The sequence below is a fragment of the Shinella sedimenti genome, assembly GCF_022601905.1.
In the GTDB taxonomy this organism is placed as follows: Bacteria; Pseudomonadota; Alphaproteobacteria; order Rhizobiales; family Rhizobiaceae; genus Shinella; species Shinella sedimenti.
This window is the reverse complement of record NZ_JAKVIN010000003.1, coordinates 141,336-159,276: the sequence shown is the minus strand read 5'-3', so window position 1 is coordinate 159,276 and position 17,941 is coordinate 141,336. Positions and strand designations below refer to the sequence as shown.

Genomic DNA, 17,941 nt, shown 5'->3' with positions numbered 1-17,941 from the left:
CGAAGGCGTATCCCTCGCTTCCCGCCGTCGCAAGGATGACACTTGTCTCGGTGACAAATGGGCCATCAGCCGCGTGGCATATGGTTTGCGAAAATGCAGGCTCCACGGCACTTTCCGCTCGGGCAAGCTGGCCGGAAGAACCGGGCTCTCCGGCTTACACGCTCGCCTTGTTGGCGCCGATTCAGATCGCGGATTCGCGAAATCGACCCATTGCCGGAAAACGACGTCGGGCGTAAGAGGGGCCGATCAAGGAGCCCTCCATGTCTCTCGCCGTTCTCCTCGCCTATTCCGGCGCGCTCTTCATCGCCGCCATCATTCCCGGTCCCGGCATCACGGCCATCGTCGCGCGCGCGCTCGGCTCCGGTTTCCGGCCGACCTTCTTCATGGGGCTCGGGCTGATTCTCGGCGACATGGTCTATCTAACGGCCGTCATCCTCGGCCTCGCTTTCATCGCGCAGACCTTCACCACGGCCTTCATGGTCATCAAGATCGCCGGTGCGCTCTATCTCGGTTACATCGCCTGGAAGCTTTGGACCGCCGGGCTCCTGCCGCAGGATATCGAGGCCCGTCGCTCCACGAGCATCGGCGCCGCCTTCCTTTCCGGCCTGCTCGTGACACTCGGCAATCCCAAGACGATGCTGTTCTACGTGGCGCTCGTGCCGACGCTTGTCGATCTCAATGCCGTCGGCCTCAGCGACTATGGCCTGCTGCTGGCCGCGACCTTTATCGTGCTCCTCGCCGTGCTCATCCCCTATATCGCGCTGGCCTCGCGCGCCCGGCTGCTTCTCAGACAGCCAAGGGCCCTGCAAAGGCTGAACCGTATCGCTGCGAGCGTTCTTGCCGGCACAGCCGCCTATATCGCGACCAGGGCGGCTTGAGGGAGCGGACTTTGGGTATGGAATGACCGGATTATTCCACAACCGGCGCTTTTGCCGCGAAATCCGGACTCGTCTAAAGCCCTATTCCCTCCTACATTCGCTTCAACGAAAACCAGGAGGAATCCGATGAGCGATACCCGCAAACCCGGCCGCGGCCGCGTCTATGCATCCATCACCGAGACGATCGGCGACACGCCCGTCGTGCGCCTCGACAAGTTCGCCAAGGAAAAGGGCGTCGTCGCCAATCTGCTCGGCAAGCTCGAATTCTTCAATCCGATCGCATCGGTGAAGGATCGCATCGGCGTGGCGATGATCGAATCTCTGGAAGCGCAGGGCAAGATCACGCCCGGCCAGTCGACGCTGGTCGAGCCAACCTCTGGCAATACCGGCATCGCGCTTGCCTTCGCGGCGGCTGCCAAGGGCTATCGCCTCATCCTCACCATGCCGGAGACCATGTCGATCGAGCGCCGCAAGATGCTTGCGCTGCTCGGCGCCGAACTCGTGCTGACAGAAGGCCCCAAGGGCATGAAGGGTGCGATCGCCATGGCCGAGGAACTGGCAAGCACCATTCCCGGAGCCGTCATCCCGCAGCAGTTCGAGAACCCAGCCAACCCGGAAATCCATCGCAAGACCACGGCCGAGGAAATCTGGAACGACACCGACGGCGCCGTCGATATCCTCGTTTCCGGCATCGGCACCGGCGGCACGATCACCGGTGTCGGGCAGGTTCTGAAGGCCAGGAAGCCAGGCTTCAAGGTCGTCGCCGTCGAACCGGCCGACAGCCCAGTTCTGTCGGGCGGCAACCCCGGTCCGCACAAGATCCAGGGTATCGGCGCCGGCTTCGCGCCTGCCATCCTCGACAAGTCCGTCTATGACGAGGTCGTCACCGTCACCAATGACGAGGCCTTCGAGAATGCCCGTCTGGTCGCCCGCCTCGAAGGCGTTCCGGTCGGCATCTCCTCAGGCGCCGCTCTGACGGCCGCCGCCAGGGTGGGCAGCCGCCCGGAAAATGCCGGCAAGACGATCGTCGTGATCATTCCGTCGTTCGCGGAACGCTATCTGTCGACCGCGCTCTTCGACGGTCTCGGCTGAGACGACGACGGCCCGCCGAGTAACCATCGGCGGGCTTTCCCATGCGCGGGTCCGGCTGCGCGGAGCCGTCACGCTTCACCACCTCTCCCCTTTCATGCGCGATCTTGAACGCGCCCTCGCTTTCCATGATGCCATGCGGATGGCGGCACGCAACTCTGGCCGCGTCTGATCCGATATCGGTTCGGCGAGGCCGATCGGGGCTGTCGCGACAGCCCTGCCAATAGCGGCGCTCACAGGTTCGCGCTCACGGAACGCGCCAGTTCGGCGCAACCACCCGGCCCCGGATTACCATCATCTTCGCGGCACCCGACCTGGCGACGGTCGACCGTTTCCACGCGGCGGTGCTTTTCGCGGGGCGGCGACGATGGAGTACCGGGCATTCGCCCATTATGGCAAAACCGACTATGCCGCCGCCGTCATCGATCCGGGCGGCCACTGTATCGAAACCGTCCTTAAGGGGGCGGTCTGACGGCACGGCCGGCGGCAGCGGCCCGTCCTTCCAATCTCCGATCCTCCGTCACACGGCATGCCGGTCGGCCTGCGCAAGCCTAGGCCGCCGCATGCATGCGTTCGCCTGCAATGCGATAGGAGATCGCCTCGGCGAGGTGGATGCGCCCGATGAGTGGCGCGTCCTCCAGATCGGCGAGCGTGCGCGCAACCTTCAGCACCCGGTGGTATCCACGGGCGGAAAAGCGCATCTTCTCGGCGGCATCGCGCAGCAATTGCAGCCCGGCGGGATCGGGCTCCGCCATGCGTTCGACGAGCGCGGTGGAGGCGCGCGCATTGCTCGTCACCTGGGGCATGCCCAGACGGGCAAACCGGTCGATCTGCAGGGCGCGCGCGGTCGCTACGCGCCGGGCAACCGCCTCGCTCGGCTCGGTGGCCACGGGCCGGATGAGATCGCTCGCCGAAACCGCGGGCACATCGATGCGGATATCCACCCGGTCCATGAACGGGCCGGAAATGCGCGCCTGGTACTCGCTCATGCAGCGCGGTCCGCGCGCGCAACTGCGTCCCGGCTCACCCGCCATGCCGCAGCGGCAGGGGTTCATTGCCGCCACAAGCTGGAAGGCGGCGGGGTAGCTGACGCGGTGGTTGGCCCGCGCGATGATGCATTCGCCGGTTTCGAGCGGCTGGCGTAGCGCATCGAGCGCCTGCGGCGAGAATTCCGGCAGCTCGTCGAGAAACAGCACGCCGTTATGGGCCAGCGACACCTCGCCGGGTCGGGCACGCGAGCCGCCGCCGACAAGGGCGGCCATGGTCGCGGAATGATGTGGTGCGCGGAACGGCCTGCGATCCGACAGGCGCCCGCCGGAAAGCTGGCCGGCGATGGAATGGATCATCGAGACATCGAGCAGTTCCGCCGGCGAGAGCGGCGGCAGGATGGCGGCCAGCCGCGCGGCGAGCATGGACTTGCCCGAGCCGGGCGGCCCGACCATCAGCATGGTATAGACAAAAGACCCTCCTGCGTATTAGGACGCCGCCATGCCTGAGAAAACTGTCCACGCCATCCGCCCCAAAGCCTACTCCTACGTTCGGTTCTCAACACCCGAACAGATGCGGGGTGATAGTCTACGTCGTCAAACAGAAGCGGCGGAACGATATGCCGCCCTCCACGGCCTCGACCTTGACCGAGAATTGACCTTTCGGGACTTGGGCGTCTCTGCCTACCGAGGCGCGAATGCGGATACCGGGCACCTCGGGGAGTTTCTAGCAGCCGTTCGGCATGGCGACATAAAGCCCGGTAGCTTCCTCCTTGTTGAAAGCCTCGACCGCCTTAGCCGCCAGAAGCCGCGCCGCGCCGTCCGCGTGTTGGAGCAGCTTTGCGAAGAGGGCATTACGGTGGTCACGCTAGACGACCAAAGGGCATATACCGAGGAGGTACTAGACGAAGACCCGACCGCTCTCCTAGTGGCAATCCTCGTTGCCGCCCGCGCCCATGAAGAGAGTGCCACCAAGGCCCGCCGAGTGCGAGAGGCATGGGGAGCCAAGCGCAAGACAGCCGCCGCCAAACCCCTCACCCGCCTGTGCCCCGGATGGGTCCGCCTTCGGGATGACCGTAGCGGTTTTGACCTCATCCCCGAACGGGCCGCTATAGTGCGCCGGATTTTCGACATGGCACTGAGCGGACGCGGGCAATACTCTATTGCCGAGACGCTCAACCGAGAGGGAATTCCTGTCTTCGGGCGTGGACGACATTGGCACCGCTCTTACGTAAAGAAGATGCTGGCCAACCCTTCGACCATCGGGACTTATACCCCGCATACGATGGAGCGCGTCAACGGGAAGCGAGTTCGCACCCCCACGGAACCTGTCCCCGATTACTTTCCTGCCGCCGTCGACCGGGAGACCTTCGAGCGCGTGAATGGACTTACCAAGGGCCGTGCAATCGGGGCGCAGCCGGAAAGATCGCGTGCCCCTGCCAATATGCTGGCAACGCTTGCAAAGTGCCCGCTATGCGGTGGCACCATGACCCGCGTTAGCAAAGGTAGAGGGAAGAGGGCTGGGAAGCCTTACCTCGTCTGTGCTGCCGCCAAGACCGGAGCCGGTTGTGAATATCACCAAGTACGGGCGGAATACGTTCACGTTGCAATCCTAGGCAAGGCCGAAGAACTAGTTGCGAATATGCCCTCGCCTAGCGAGGACCTAGAGGCGCAGTGGAGCCATCTTTCCGGGGAGATCGCCGGACTGGAAGAAGCCACAGAACGGGTCGTGGAAGCGATTTCCGTCGCGGGCCACTCCAAAGCCCTACTCGATCGCTTGCGTGAGACGGAAGGGCTCCTAGAGGTTGCGCGCCGTCGGCAAGAGGCACTGGCCGGGGAGATTGCCTCAACGCTCACTAATCGCGTTCAGAACGTTGCCAACAACGATTTCCTCGGCGCGGTCGAAAGCGGGGACGTGGGCCGGATCAATGCCGCACTACGCCAGCTATTCAGCCGCATCGTCGTGAACTACCACACCGGATGTCTTGAGGCGCATTGGAAGCATGTTCCGGACGCCGTTTCGGAAGTTTTCTTCATACTGCCGATGGGTGGTGACGATTGACAACCCTGCATAGGCGTTGTTTCGTTGGTGCGACTCCGCGTTAGAAGTGATCGGATCACGTCTTTGGAACAACGAAAGGCGCTTCCATGGTGGGCGGGTGGGATAAGAGTCCTGGTCCTGAGAATGATTACGCCTCATATGGTTCGGGCTCCGGCTGGGTCGGTACGGTGATTTTTGCTTTAGCCTTAGTGGCTGTTGTGGCGCTGATCAGTATCGCCATTGCATCTGATGCAGGTGCCGCGTCTAGAGGCGCTGGCGTCCCAAGTTCGGATGCGCTGGCGCGTTGCGCTGTTACGAGCGCGGCGAAGATCGCACGACAGCGCGGGGACGCTTTAGCTCTCGCCCGGACTCTTCCACTCTTGTGTAACCGTGATATGGCGGCGCTTGAAAGGGCGTATGTTAGACGTTTCGGGATTGAGCGCGGACGGCGGATATTCCGACATGCTCGCTTCAAGGATACGGTCGTGGAGCTAGGAACTGCTACTATCGTGAAAGTGCGAATGCGCTAATCAGGTTAGATATGACACAAAATCCGAGACATTGACCCCGACAAGTTCGGACGTGCGGCACCCCCTCCGCTATCTCCGCGAACGGCCATTGCGCTTTCAATACAAGAAGATAGGCAAAGCGATCATAACGAATAAGGCGTATATTATCTTAAACTGGTTGTTTACTAGCAAATCAGCACCACTATCTGTGTATCTCCTCAATATATCGTTAATATAAGGCAAGGTAACCCAAGCAATTATCGATATATATATTATAAATGTTAAGAATATTGAAGATAGAGCGGTAGGCAATATAGGAAGTATTGTCTGATTTCCAAATTTGTAAGAAAGCATTGATGCAATTCCGGCCGCTCCCCAAGCGCTCATTGCATATCCTTTCTCGCATCGCCCTGCTTCAACTACAAATTCTTCTCTGCTAACTGTTTGCAAAGGGGCGTCGTCACATTTATAAATCATGCGGTCATTTATGGTTTCGACCCCTTTTCCGAGATTTCCTATCCACATGATTTCATTCTCAGAGTATATTTTCGAGCCAAACTGAAATATAGAATCTAGATCATCTCCAAAGAAGTTCACATCCCTAAGAAGATATTTGTAGTCGTTCCAAAATTTCAGGTTCGACGCTCCGGCCGTCCCGACGACATCAAATGTGTATATCGCATTAGAAAAGGCATCCCTGTAACTATCTATTGGCTTGACCTCGACAACCCCATCAGCCGATCTTATTATTTCGGATATAATTTTTGACGTCTCCTCAGGAGAATATACGCCCTTCTCAAATATTACTGTGTTTCCAACGCTAGTTAGCTCTTTAGCCGCAACCTTTTCCACGGAAACGTCCGCGTGCGCCGGTGCGATGAACATAAGAGGGGTGCCATAAGACCAGCCGCGTTCAGCTAAGTCGCCCACCTTAACTTCAACAGATTCATCGCTAGCGCGTTCAAAATCACTCTCCCCTGCCCTTGGCGCGGCCATTAAGAGCGCCGTCCTGATTGACAGGCTTTGTTCCTGTAGGGAGTCTTGGAGCGCGACCCTTATGGTCGCCTCGTGCGACCGCGCGGCTAACTTGTGTGATACAAAAATCAACGCTGGCAGAATGAAAATAACCAAAAAAAATGAGACCACGAGGTCCGAAACGGCGAGAAAGCCAACCTCTATCACATTTTTACAGTAAGCAGCTAAACGAGAGAATGTGAGTGTCTGAAAAAATGACACCACGTCCACAAGCACAAACGATATAAAAACCAATATGGAGAATGCGTTGAAATCAAAAAGTGAAGATATATATTTATAAGTGTATTTATTGAATTCATCTCCGTTTTCAAGATACTGAAGTGAATATATGAAAACAATTGAGAAAACGCTTATTATAAGAAGAGATAGCGCCCTTCTCCAAAACCCTCGGCCAATTATGTTCAATAAGAACGCGTGAAATAGCATAACTCGATCAGCGACTGATTGCTGCGATGTCCCGAATACGTAGGATGCAAATCTCTCACGCAAATCACGTTTTAGATGAGTATCGAGCATGTGGAATAAGTATAGCGGTGTCGATATTCCGAGGAGAGCAGCCGCCTTTCCTACAAATGGTTCCAAATTCGAGTCTCCTAATCGCAGCCTACCGGCGAGCAGAAAACATACCTCAACATCTAATTGCTGCAAGTCAGCGTGAAGGGTCTGCCGTGCAACGCCCCCAAAAATGATGAAAAATCCGAGGCAACGACCTCGACAGGTGCGGCCGCGCAATACCCCCCGGTGGGGTCGGCTTTTGGCCCGCTGGTGGCCCGATTGCCGCCGTTGGTTGATGTCCCGGCCCCTCGCCCGTCCTTCTCTGCTTCCTCCATTTCCCGCACCACGTTCGCCGCCCCCCTGCCTCGCCCGCTCCATCCTCTTGTCCACTAAGATAAACATTTGTGCACACAGGTATTGACGCGTGCATTAATCGTGCACTAAATATCGACCACGAAGTATCTTAGAGGATAGTGCACATGGGGACGACCGTAGGTTACGCTCGGGTTAGCTCGACGGGGCAAGATTACCAGACGCAGGTGGACAGGCTGACAGCAGCCGGGGCCACCAAGATATTCAGTGAGAAGCAATCCGGCCTTGATGACGACAGGCCAGAGCTTGCCAAGTGCCTTGACTACGTGCGGGAAGGCGACACGCTCATTGTGACCAAGCTGGACCGGCTTGCTCGCTCGGCATCGCACCTTCACCAGATCGTGGACGGGCTCAACAAAGACGGCGTGGGCTTCAAGGTGCTAGACGACGCCAGCCTCGACACGACCACGCGCACGGGGAAGCTGGTCTTCGGCATCCTCGCCAGTATCGCGCAGTTTGAGACAGAACTTCGGAAGGAGCGCCAGCTTGAAGGTATCGCGAAGGCGAAGGCCAACGCGGAGAAGGCGGGAACGCCGTGGATCACCGGGCGCCCTGTCACCCTCAACCACGACGAAATCAGGAAGCTACGGGCCGGAGGACTGTCTGTCCGCCAGATCGCCAAGGAAGTCGGCTGCTCATCGTCGGCGGTGCAGAAGGTATTGAAAGCAGGGGAGGTGTGATCATGTCGATTGTGGCAATCATCATGACAGGCGTTGGCATCTTCTACCTTGCCGGTGCCACTCTGGCGGGCATTTGGGGCGTATGGGATACGTTCTTCCGGTGACGGCCCGTCTCGCCCTCCGGCCCTTCCGTCACTTCGCAAACACGTCGGCTACATCCTAGGACAAGGCGCGGTGCGACGTTCTGTCCACTCAGTCCCACGTCTTGGATCATCACGCCACCTCACCCGCCACAATCGCCGCCCGCTGAGTCAACCGCCGCCGCCCCGATAGTCCCACGTATTGGACCTTCCTTCCGCCATCGCCACCAGTCCAATATCTTGGCCTAAGTCCTTGTTTCCCTGCGATTCTTCATGTGCAATTTGGTCGCCATGCCAAATCAAAAAGGAGACCCCCAGGCATGGTTATCACGTCCATTTCTAGCCGCACCGCGCAGCTTTTGGCCCTTTCGGAAGCCGCTGAACTCCTCCTGTGCGCCATTCGCGCCCTTGCGGTAGACCACCCGGACAGCCTTTCCGAGGCCCGCCGTCCCGCTGAATGGGCGCTGGCGAAGATCGAAGAGGCCCAAGTCCTCCCGCTGGAGGGCCGCTGACATGGCCCGGCAGCGCGGGAACCTTTGGCAAGCCGACGTTCGGCAGGGTGACGGCACACGGCTCCGCCCGACCTTCAAGACGGAAAGCGAGGCGGCGCATTGGGAAGCAGAGGCAAGGGAGGCGATCCGACAAGGCAAGCCCCTCCCGCCCTCAGTGCGCCCGTCGCGGCGAACGTCAGAGCGCAATCTGCATCTTCTCGGGCCCCTATTCGATTTCGTGGCAAGGACCGAATGGGCCGGCAAGCGGGCGGAGATCACGTTGACCGCGAACGGGCGGCACGTCTGCGAGTTCTTCGGACGCAATAAGCCGGTGGCCGACATAACCGCCGCCGACATTGCCGAAATGAAGCTGCACTTTGCCGAAACGGGCCTTGCCCCGGCGACGGTGAACCGAAAGACAGCAGCGTTGTCCAAGATGTTGTCCATAGCCAAGGACGATGGGGTCATTGACGCGATGCCCCGCATCCGGTGGGCGATGGAGGAGAAGACCCGCTTCCGCTATATCGATGAGCGCGAGGAACGGGCCCTCTTGGCCTATTGGGAAGCGAACGGGATGCATTCGATGCGGGAGCTTTGCATCTTGCTCCTCGACACTGGGGCCCGGTGCTTCACCGAAATGATTGCCGCGCGTTGGGATGCGTTCGGGCCGGGTTTCAAGACGGTGACGTTCTGGCACACGAAAACGAACCGCCCGCGCACCGTGCCGCTCACCAAGAGGTCCCAAGCGATAATCGCGCGGCTTCATCAGTTGAAGGCGCATCGGACGCAAGGGCCCTTCACCGGGTTCAAGAAGAGCACCATGCGCAATGCCTGGGCGACCATGCGCGCGGTTATGCAGATGCAGGACGTGACGCCTCATACGTTGCGACATACCTGCATCACGCGGCTGGTCCTCGGCGGCGTTGATATTAAGCGCGTCATGGAATGGGCCGGGCACACGAACGTCTCGACCACGATGCGGTATCTCCAAATCCGACCTTCCGCGTTGCTCGACGTGCTGCACGTTCTGGAGTCTGGCGAGGCCACATAGGGCGTCGGAAACCAATTACCCCCGGATCAAGCTCTGATCTTCGTATTTCGCTCCGTCGCGTCTCTTCGCGCCGGGCACCCTTTCCCTCGACAGCTACAAGGATTTTGCCATGTCGAATTTCTCCACGTCCGCCCCTATCGCCGTCCCCTTCGCAACCCTTTGCGAGATTGCGGACGAGTCCGATTTCCTCCTCGGCGCTGCACTTGAAGCGAGCGACTATCCCGACGAAAATGTTTACTCGACAGTGGAGGGCGGCACTTTCGGCGCGCTTATCACAGCCGCCCGCGGCCTCCATTTCGCGGCGCTCGCCATCGCGACAGGCAAGGGCTTGGCTTCGGAGGAAGTGCTATCCGCTCTCCGCAACGCGGAGGGAGCCGTGACGTTTGTTGCCCGATATGCGGAACAGGAGGCCCGGAAGCTCTCTAGCTGAGGGGGGCGATCTAATCCCCTCCATGGCCTTCGGTTCACCGCCGGGGGCCGCTTTCGCTGTGCGGCTGGTTCCCATGCGGCGTTAGTGGCTCCGGGATAGATTACCCCTCCATTAAGGTGATTACCCCCGTATTAAGGGGAAGCTCTCCCTTCCGTCCCGGGTCAGGTACTGTTGTGGAATATGGGACATGGTGGACAACAGTGGTGGGGCAGGGGTGCGAGTGTCAGCCGCTTGTGGTCACTAAACGGGGTATCTACGGGGCAGGTTCTTCCTTGTCTCCTCCTCCTGTCCTTCCCGCTCTCACACCCTCTCCATCTGCCGATAGTTGATATGCAAATATGCATGTCTCTTCACGAAGCTACGCAACCTTCGCCTGTCTACTAATCTGTTTCCAGCCATGTTCCGTCCGCGCCCCTCTTGGCCCCCTTCCGCGCCACGGGCGTCTCCCCTGTTTTTCATCTATGTTTCACGAAAGGAAATCCTTCATGTCCACCACCGCAGCCCGCAGCACACGCCACCGCCGGCCCCCTATTCGTTTCCGCGACGAGCACGGCAGGGAATGCCTCAAGGTCCCCCTTGACAGGTTCGGGCGGAAGTACGCAACCGCCACCGAGCGGGGTTATCAGGCTGTCCAAGAGGCCGGAGCAACCGGCGCTTGGTATTTGAACAGCAACGGCCACGGCGGCTCCTATGTCCGCACCCACGCGGGTGAAACGCTCCTCATGCCCGCGCGTATTATCGCGGGAGCAAAGGCCCGCAGCGTGGTCCGGTACGTCAACGGCGATCCCCTCGACCTCCGCCCGGAGAATATCATCTTGCAACGCGGGGCCGCGAAGAGAGCCGATGCTGTCATTGTCGCGGATAGTGTCACGGCGGACCAGGACGGCGAGTGGTAGGCCGATGACGCCCCACTATCAAAGGGGCGATGACCCCACGACACCCCCTGAAACAGCCGAAGACCGTAAGCGTCGCCTCCGCCGAGAAGAACAGCGCCGCTACCGTCAGCGATACCCGGAGAAAAGAGCCACCGCCAATCGCCGGTACTATGCCGCCCATAAGGAGCGGTGGAAGGTCTATGCCGAGAACCGGAAGGAAAGGATCAACGCCAATGTGTGACTTTGTATCCATCCTCGGCGTCGGCCTCGGGATCGCGCAGAATGCTGTCCAGTACAGCGCCGCGCAGGACCAGTACGAGGCACAGATGGAGGTCCAGCGGCAGAACGCCATCAACGCTTCTCGCGCCGCTGAGAACCAATACGCCAACATCAACATTCGCGCGCAGCAGGAAGACATGGCGCGCAACCAGCAGCAGCTAGAGACCAACATCGAGACCGCCAAGGCGGCTTCCACTGTCGAAGTGGCGGCGGGACAGGGCGGCGTGTCGGGCCTCTCCGTGGATGCCGTACTCCGGGATATCTACGCACAGCAGGGGCGCAATGACGCCGCGCTGGATGTCAACGCCCGGATGAGCCGGGACTACCTGACGGGCGAAATGAAGGCGGCAGAAGCCGGGGGGCAGAACCAGATCAACTCGGTGCCGATCCCGGAGAAGCCGAGCATGATGCCCTACGTCCTCAATGCATTCGGCTCCGGCCTGAACGCTTATTCCAACCGCCCCAAGAAGAAGTGAAAGGACTCCGCCGCATGGCTGGACTCTTCGGCACGCGTGCCCAAATTCAACCAATCAAGCAGACCGCAATCCAGCCCACCGGCATCCCCGGTTCCACATTCGTCCGCCCGCAGCAACGCGAGGTCGGGGCCAATTCTCAGCGTCTAGGCGAGGCGCTGGCGGCGCTGAACCCGGCACTTATGAACTTCGCCAAGACGATTGAAGAGGAGAAGAACGACCCCACCACCCGCGCCAACAAGGAACAGGTCGCCCGTCTCCAGCAGATGAACCGGGAGCAGCTTGTCGCGGAGATCAAGAGCGGGAGCCTTGACGGAAAGCGGGTTCAGCAGGACGCGGCCGAGCTTCTTCTTGCCGAGCGGGCCAATGACGATCTCCGCACCAGATGGACAGAGTTCTACAATACGGAATTCAACCGCTCCACCGGAGACGCCCATGCGGAGTTTGAGCGCATCCGGCAGGGTATTGCCGCCGACCTCCCTTCCGAGGTTTCGCGTGGCCATCTCTACCGCCTGTCTGCCGACTTCGGGCGGGCATGGATGGAGAAGGACGTCGAGGAGAAGATCGCCAACGTCAAGCAGGAGGTCGCCACCACCATCGTGGGCGGTTTCCGCAATTCCATTGACGACGCGATCAACCTTCACGGCAAAACCCCGGAAGAGGCCGCTAGGATCATCTTCGGGAAGTCCGCAGCGAACCGCGCATTCCTTGACCTGTCAGGGCAGGAGCAGAACGAGACCGTTATCTCCGTCGCAGAGGAATACTCAAACCGGGGCAGACCGGACATCGTGAAGGCACTCCTAGAAGCCGATAGAGTGGGCGAGGATGGTCGCATCGTTCCCTCCATTGCTTCGACGCAGAAGTGGGCCAGCACGGCTCTCAAGCTCATTCGGGCGGCGGAGAACCTTCGGGACGAGGAGTGGACGAAAGACGACCTCAACGGGCAGAGATCGATTGAAGCCATGGTGCAGGAAGGGCGTTTCACGGAAGAGGCCGCAAAACCTTTCCGGGGTCGCGTAAGTGACGACTGGCTCAATAAACAGGTGGTCGAGAGTGACACCCGCCTCCGGGTACTTGAAGTCCAGCGAACGCGTGAGGAGGAGAAAGCGGCAGCGCGGCGTGAAGCCGTTTCCCGGAAGAACGAGGTCAGGGCCCAAGTGGGCGGCATCCTAAGCCGTCACGGCGGGCGTTCCCGGCTCCGGGATATGGAACTCCCGAACGCGAGTGGCACCGGCACCACCACATATACCGTGGAGCAGCAGGTGAAAGATGAGGTGGCCGCTCGGGAGGCGGATTGGCGGCGGGAACGCGATGACATGCTGGGCAAAGGCGTCTCGGAACAGGATGCGGATAAGGCGCTCGATGCAAAGAAGCTCGACTGGTACGCAGCCGCCCGCGTCACGAATGCCGAATGGGACAGCCTCCTGAACGGTTTCGCTGCCGGTGCTGCCGCCGATACGATCCTTCAGGGCGGGCAGGTATCAGCGCACTATGTCAAAAGTGCGGAACTCTATCGCCGCCTCAAGGCCGGGAACTCTGCATATGTCCGCACTTTCCTGTCTGATGACGACAGCCGGGCCATGCTTGACTATTATGATCGCCTCGTCACGGAGGGCCGCAAGCCGCCCGAGGAGGCTATCCGAACCGTGGCCGCGTGGGGTGGTAAGCAGCCGTGGGAAAGAGTGACGGCGCGCGCGCTGAGGCCCGCAGACGAAACCGCCATCGTGGACGACATGGTGAAAGAGTTAGACCTTGATGCTCGTGGGTCCGACTGGGCGCTCATTACTCGCATGGTGCGCGGCATGGCCGAGGGCGAAAACATGACGTTGGCTGACATCAAGGCAAACCTGCCGAAGAAGCTTAGGGACAGCACCGTCGCCGTCAACGGCGTTCTGGTTGAAGAGCACCGCGACCTCCCGGACGACTTCCCGCAGCTTATGGAGGAACGGCTTGCCGAGCTTTCCCCGATGATCGCCAAGCGTCATGGTTTGGATGAGAACGATCCTTCCGACCTCTATGTCCAGCCAGTATCGGGGGAGACCAAATGGGAGGTTTGGTCCAAGCAAAGAGGTGGGACAGGTTTCTTCATTCTGCCGAAGGACCTTGCAGTTATGACCGATCGGAAGAACCGCGAACGTGAGGAGATCGCCACCAAGCTCCGCAGCGAGAAGGAGGTGGAGCGCGGGGAAGCCTTCGCCGCCTATCAGGACGACCTCAGGCGCGAGCGGGCATCGGTCGAGAAATGGGAGGCCCGCGCAGCAAAGCGCCCGTCTCGCCTCAACAAATCTGTTGCGGAGAAGCTTAGGGCCAACTTCACGGAGCGCGTTATCAGAGACCTAACGGTTACCGAACGGGCCGAGAAGAAGCGGGCAGACGAGCAGAAGATGGTGCGCGAGTTCAGACAAGACCATAAGGACCGGCATCATGCGGTCTTGTCCTTCCTCCGCTCGTTGGTTCCGAGCGTGAAGGTGGGCGACACCATGGTCATCGGAAAGTAGGTGCGAATGGGGCCTCGCAGGGAAACTTGCGGGGCCTCACAGTCGCTCGTGAACGAGCTAGCGACGGCGGGTGGCGCCACAGTGGCCGCATACTGGCTGGCTTACCACATTCGGATGGGCCTGAACTTCCACAGGCGACGTCAGGGCTGGTGCATACGTTCTGTCAAAAAGAATATGCCATGGAGGGTCGTTATCAACATCGAGCTAAAGCCGAGAAGAAGGCCAGAGCCGACCAAAAACTCCAAGAGCCACCAAATGTATGGGCCGTTCGGCATCGCCTCAAAGTATTTTTCCAAATTCGGAATCACGGACGCCATAGCATTGATACAAAGGAGTAATAGACATAGCAGGAGCGATAAAATAACAAGATAGGAGAATAAGTACGACAGGAACTGCCTACGGGTCAAAGGGTGAGAAATACTCTTACCGCGCACTCTTATATTAACCAAAGGCGTTGGGTCCGGCATCTTATTATCCATCCCCGCCCCTCCAAACGTTGCAACCGCAGCTAGTCCCGCGAAATAAAATCCGGGAAGAGTCGATAAAATGGTTTGCAGCTTGTCGAAAACGCCGTTACTCCCTAACCATCTAAAGTCGAGACCGAGCCCTAAATACACAAAAGCAATTATAGAGTAAACAAAAATCGGAAGCCATGTTGTATACTTCCGCATCTCAGGATGCTTTATCTGACGATACGCGAACCCCCGCGTCAATTCATAGAGAAGTTCGCGCAACATCTATATAGCCCTGTGTTGCTTGAATTGGACGATAGCGGGGTCGCAAAGCCGCGCTACTACGCCCTTCGAAGAATGGGCAAGCGGGGGAAATATCGGCCCGATCTCGAAACTTTCAACATAGAGGTCGTTCAAGGGCTGTCCAGTCGCAGAGTTCAATTCAACCGTGACAAACCTACTTGCTCCCGGCCTCTTATACGACACCTTAGCAATGCCGTAGTTTCCTGAATTAGCCTTTATTGCCTGTTCAATAGAGTTCCAAACCTGAGCAGGCAAGTTTCCGTGATCAATATTGAGCTTCAATTCTGTATGAGATTTTCTAAGGAATGGCGCACCGGCGATTGGCGTTATGGGCTCGCTGCGAACCAGACTGATACCAGTCAACCTTCCATCGTTAATGTCCTTAATCATTGACGCTGACGGACGCCCCCTGAGTTCGACATGAGGGCAACATCTATCCATCCGAGGCTTGTTATCCTTATTCAGCCCACCGCCCGGCGCAGGATACGAATAAAATTCCTTGTTCTCGTTATACTCGTAATTCAAGAATTTGCTCAGAATACGCTGAATTAGTCCTGCTGTGATGCCGGGCACGCGTTCGATAGCGCACGTGTAAACGTTTGGTTGAGCCTTCTCCGCTGCAATCGAAATCAGAACATGGCAAGCGAAGTCCGCACCGACTGTTCCGTTCTTCTCGTGCTCAACATAACCGCCATTCGCGGGATCGGAATAGACGCTATTCGGCGCGGCCGTGTCAGAAAGGCGCAACAGGATAGCGACATGTCCCTCTTGTTCATCTTTCACGACGTCTCCTATCAAGAGCGTCGCTTTATCGTTGTTAAGTGGGTACGTGCGCCCCGCTTTCCACATTTTTTCCCAGACTGCTAACGCTTCATCAAAGGCCAAAACCTTCGCACCGTCCTTCCGGGCGGCAAGCTCGAGGTCGTAAATATAGAAGGACCGCCGGTCATTTTTCATCGAAGCACCTCACACGTATATTCCCGCATATTCATCAGAGTTGTATTACTGTCGCAACTTCAATTTGCCGGAATAAGTGGATGAGTAACAGATCGATTAAGCGGCGCCACTCACCAAGCTCAAGAGGGGCACTTCTCTGAAAGCCGTAACCGGGGGTCTTTTGTTCCTAACTTGAGCAGATTGTGGTTGCCCGCCGCCGCCACTTCCAGCGCGCGCTTGGCGCTTTCCTGCCCGCGGATATCAGCGAGATCGGGCAGGCCGGTTGCGGCGGCGCGAATGGCCGGCGCCGGTCGCGACAGGACCTGGCTTCCCTTGAAATGATTGGCGAGCGCAATGAGGCTGCGCGGTGCCAGAATATCGAGGCCGCCGCCGGCCCAGGCCGCTTCCGCGCCGTTTTCCGCCGGGCAGATCAGACCCTTGCCCAAGGCGTTGGCCGCCATGGCCGCCGGAAGCGCACCGGCAACCGGCGCGATCGTGCCGTCGAGATTGAGTTCACCGATGACGAGATAGTCATCCAGCGCATCGCCGGGCACCGCACCCAGTGCCGTCATCAGCCCCAGCGCAATGGCGAGGTCGTAATGGCTGCCCTCCTTGGGCAGGTCGGCCGGCGCCAGATTGATCGTGACCCGCTTGGGCGGCAACGAGAGACCGGAGGCGTGCAATGCGGCCTGAACCCGCTCGCGGCTTTCCGCCACGGCCTTGTCGGCGAGACCGACGATCTGCATGCCCACCTTGCCGGGCGCAACCATCACCTGCACATCGACAGGCACGCCCTCGATACCCTGAAACGCTATTGTCCCGACACGCGCTACCATGACTGCCCCCGCTCGCTTCAGCCGAAAACGGACCATCAACCCGCCCCAGGGTTGCAATTGCAAATCTGGCACGGAACGCGGAATGAAACAAGAACAATTATAGAACTTGCGAGAGAATTATCCACGCCTTGGTTGCAGGCGGTTGCATCGGCGGAACAAAGGCGGGGCGACGGCGAACCGCAGGCCCCGCCGCCGGCCTCAGCGCTTGCTTTCGATGGCGTCCCAAAGCAGGGCCGCGATGTCGGCGCCGCCGAATTTCTTGACCTCGCGCAGCCCCGTCGGCGAGGTGACATTGATCTCGGTCATGTAGTCGCCGATGACATCGATACCGACGAGCAGGAAGCCGCGTTCGCGCAGCGATGGGCCGATGCGGGCGCAGATTTCCTTTTCGCGCGCGGTCAGTTCCGTCGGCTCCGGGCGGCCGCCGGCATGCATGTTGGAGCGCGCATCATGCTCGGCCGGCACGCGGTTGATCGCACCCACCGGCTCGCCATCGACGAGGATGATGCGCTTGTCGCCCTTGCGGACATCAGGAAGATATTGCTGGGCAATAAAGGGCTCGCGGAACATCTGGCCGAACATTTCGAGCAGCGACGACAGGTTGCGGTCGTCCTTGGTCGAATGGAAGACGCCGGCGCCGCCATTGCCATAGAGCGGCTTGAGGATCATATCGCCCATCTCGTCACGGAAGCGGCGAATCTCGGCGGGATCGCGGGTGATCAGGGTCTTCGGCATCAGGTCGGCGAATTCGGTGACGAAGATCTTCTCCGGCGAATTGCGCACCCAGGCCGGATCGTTGACGACAAGCGTCTTCGGGTGAATGCGCTCGAGCAGATGCGTCGAGGTGATGTAGGCCATGTCGAAGGGCGGGTCCTGGCGCAGCAGCACCACATCCATGGTGGCGAGATCGACGCGCTCGGCCTCGCCCAGCGTATAATGGTCGCCCTTCACGTCGCGCAGCTCCATCGGCTCGACGCTCGCATAGACCTTGCCGTCACGCAGGCTCAGCCGTTCTGGCGTGTAATGGAAGAGCTTGTAGCCACGGGCCTGCGCCTCGAGGCTCATGGCGAAGGTGGAATCGCCGGCGATGCTGATGGTCGACACATGGTCCATCTGGACCGCGACGTTCTTGATCTTAGCCATGAAAAGTCC

The 17,941-nt window shown here is 59.3% G+C and carries 14 protein-coding genes and 2 pseudogenes; 10 read left to right on the top strand and 6 right to left on the bottom strand.

The features are described 5' to 3' along the window. Positions 1-260 precede the first annotated feature (260 nt). Both MKI86_RS08140 and cysK read left to right on the top strand, forming a co-directional pair. On the top strand, positions 261-878 hold the full coding sequence (locus tag MKI86_RS08140; protein ID WP_241599696.1) for a LysE family translocator: 618 nt from the start codon (positions 261-263) through the stop codon (positions 876-878). Between the two features lie 126 nt (positions 879-1,004). After that, positions 1,005-1,970, top strand: coding sequence for a cysteine synthase A (cysK, locus tag MKI86_RS08135; protein WP_241599694.1), 966 nt, complete (start codon positions 1,005-1,007; stop codon positions 1,968-1,970). A gap of 548 nt (positions 1,971-2,518) precedes the next feature. Here the strand turns inward: cysK and MKI86_RS08130 are convergent. Continuing rightward, positions 2,519-3,415, bottom strand: a pseudogene (locus tag MKI86_RS08130) (YifB family Mg chelatase-like AAA ATPase); the annotation flags it as partial. A gap of 40 nt (positions 3,416-3,455) precedes the next feature. Here MKI86_RS08130 and MKI86_RS08125 point away from each other — a divergent pair. Further along, positions 3,456-5,015, top strand: a complete 1,560-nt coding sequence (locus MKI86_RS08125; protein WP_241599693.1) for a recombinase family protein — start codon at positions 3,456-3,458, stop codon at positions 5,013-5,015. A 605-nt stretch (positions 5,016-5,620) separates the two neighbouring features. Here MKI86_RS08125 and MKI86_RS08120 read toward each other — a convergent pair. Further along, the gene (locus MKI86_RS08120; RefSeq protein ID WP_241599692.1) at positions 5,621-7,120 is read right to left on the bottom strand and encodes a hypothetical protein; all 1,500 of its coding nucleotides are present in this window, start codon (positions 7,118-7,120) and stop codon (positions 5,621-5,623) included. A 392-nt stretch (positions 7,121-7,512) separates the two neighbouring features. On the opposite strand from MKI86_RS08120, the gene MKI86_RS08115 reads away from it, so the two are divergent. The 7 genes from MKI86_RS08115 (at position 7,513) to MKI86_RS08085 (ending at position 14,262) form a co-directional block, all read left to right on the top strand. After that, positions 7,513-8,085 carry a recombinase family protein gene (locus MKI86_RS08115; RefSeq protein WP_241599689.1) on the top strand — a complete coding sequence of 191 codons (573 nt, stop codon included), beginning with the start codon at positions 7,513-7,515 and terminating at the stop codon, positions 8,083-8,085. 400 nt (positions 8,086-8,485) lie between these two features. Then, on the top strand, positions 8,486-8,677 hold the full coding sequence (locus MKI86_RS08110; RefSeq protein ID WP_241599688.1) for a hypothetical protein: 192 nt from the start codon (positions 8,486-8,488) through the stop codon (positions 8,675-8,677). Between the two features lies 1 nt (position 8,678). Next, the gene (locus MKI86_RS08105) at positions 8,679-9,707 is read left to right on the top strand and encodes a tyrosine-type recombinase/integrase (RefSeq protein ID WP_241599687.1); all 1,029 of its coding nucleotides are present in this window, start codon (positions 8,679-8,681) and stop codon (positions 9,705-9,707) included. Between the two features lie 109 nt (positions 9,708-9,816). Then, complete coding sequence (locus MKI86_RS08100) at positions 9,817-10,137, top strand: hypothetical protein (RefSeq protein WP_241599685.1); 321 nt, start codon at positions 9,817-9,819, stop codon at positions 10,135-10,137. A 485-nt stretch (positions 10,138-10,622) separates the two neighbouring features. Continuing rightward, complete coding sequence (locus MKI86_RS08095) at positions 10,623-11,033, top strand: hypothetical protein (RefSeq protein WP_241599683.1); 411 nt, start codon at positions 10,623-10,625, stop codon at positions 11,031-11,033. Positions 11,034-11,245: 212 nt separating this feature from the next. Further along, a complete protein-coding gene (locus tag MKI86_RS08090; protein WP_241599681.1) occupies positions 11,246-11,767 on the top strand; it encodes a virion core protein, T7 gp14 family in 522 nt (173 codons plus the stop codon). Positions 11,768-11,781: 14 nt separating this feature from the next. Continuing rightward, entirely contained in the window at positions 11,782-14,262 is a 2,481-nt protein-coding gene (locus MKI86_RS08085; protein WP_241599679.1) for a hypothetical protein, read from the top strand. Positions 14,263-14,402: 140 nt separating this feature from the next. Here the strand turns inward: MKI86_RS08085 and MKI86_RS08080 are convergent, their stop codons facing one another. The 4 genes and pseudogenes from MKI86_RS08080 to gshB form a co-directional block, all read right to left on the bottom strand. Continuing rightward, a complete protein-coding gene (locus tag MKI86_RS08080) occupies positions 14,403-14,999 on the bottom strand; it encodes a hypothetical protein (protein ID WP_241599677.1) in 597 nt (198 codons plus the stop codon). Beyond that, positions 15,000-15,974, bottom strand: coding sequence for a hypothetical protein (locus tag MKI86_RS08075; RefSeq protein ID WP_241599674.1), 975 nt, complete (start codon positions 15,972-15,974; stop codon positions 15,000-15,002). Positions 15,975-16,138: 164 nt separating this feature from the next. Beyond that, a pseudogene (locus MKI86_RS08070) lies at positions 16,139-16,789 on the bottom strand (magnesium chelatase domain-containing protein); the annotation flags it as partial. Positions 16,790-16,987: 198 nt separating this feature from the next. Then, positions 16,988-17,932 (bottom strand): glutathione synthase, encoded by a 945-nt coding sequence (gene gshB / locus MKI86_RS08065; protein WP_241599672.1) that lies wholly within the window; start codon positions 17,930-17,932, stop codon positions 16,988-16,990. Positions 17,933-17,941 lie beyond the last annotated feature (9 nt).

Excerpts from the sequence above, each read along its gene's own strand:
- MKI86_RS08140 (WP_241599696.1), top strand. The coding sequence starts at position 261 with ATGTCTCTCGCCGTTCTCCTCGCCTATTCCGGCGCGCTCTTCATCGCC.
- cysK (WP_241599694.1), top strand. The coding sequence starts at position 1,005 with ATGAGCGATACCCGCAAACCCGGCCGCGGCCGCGTCTATGCATCCATC.
- MKI86_RS08100 (WP_241599685.1), top strand. The coding sequence starts at position 9,817 with ATGTCGAATTTCTCCACGTCCGCCCCTATCGCCGTCCCCTTCGCAACC.
- MKI86_RS08095 (WP_241599683.1), top strand. The coding sequence starts at position 10,623 with ATGTCCACCACCGCAGCCCGCAGCACACGCCACCGCCGGCCCCCTATT.
- gshB (WP_241599672.1), bottom strand. The coding sequence starts at position 17,932 with ATGGCTAAGATCAAGAACGTCGCGGTCCAGATGGACCATGTGTCGACC.
- MKI86_RS08080 (WP_241599677.1), bottom strand. The coding sequence starts at position 14,999 with ATGTTGCGCGAACTTCTCTATGAATTGACGCGGGGGTTCGCGTATCGT.
- MKI86_RS08105 (WP_241599687.1), top strand. The coding sequence starts at position 8,679 with ATGGCCCGGCAGCGCGGGAACCTTTGGCAAGCCGACGTTCGGCAGGGT.
- MKI86_RS08085 (WP_241599679.1), top strand. The coding sequence starts at position 11,782 with ATGGCTGGACTCTTCGGCACGCGTGCCCAAATTCAACCAATCAAGCAG.
- MKI86_RS08125 (WP_241599693.1), top strand. The coding sequence starts at position 3,456 with ATGCCTGAGAAAACTGTCCACGCCATCCGCCCCAAAGCCTACTCCTAC.
- MKI86_RS08090 (WP_241599681.1), top strand. The coding sequence starts at position 11,246 with ATGTGTGACTTTGTATCCATCCTCGGCGTCGGCCTCGGGATCGCGCAG.
- MKI86_RS08075 (WP_241599674.1), bottom strand. The coding sequence starts at position 15,974 with ATGAAAAATGACCGGCGGTCCTTCTATATTTACGACCTCGAGCTTGCC.
- MKI86_RS08110 (WP_241599688.1), top strand. The coding sequence starts at position 8,486 with ATGGTTATCACGTCCATTTCTAGCCGCACCGCGCAGCTTTTGGCCCTT.
- MKI86_RS08115 (WP_241599689.1), top strand. The coding sequence starts at position 7,513 with ATGGGGACGACCGTAGGTTACGCTCGGGTTAGCTCGACGGGGCAAGAT.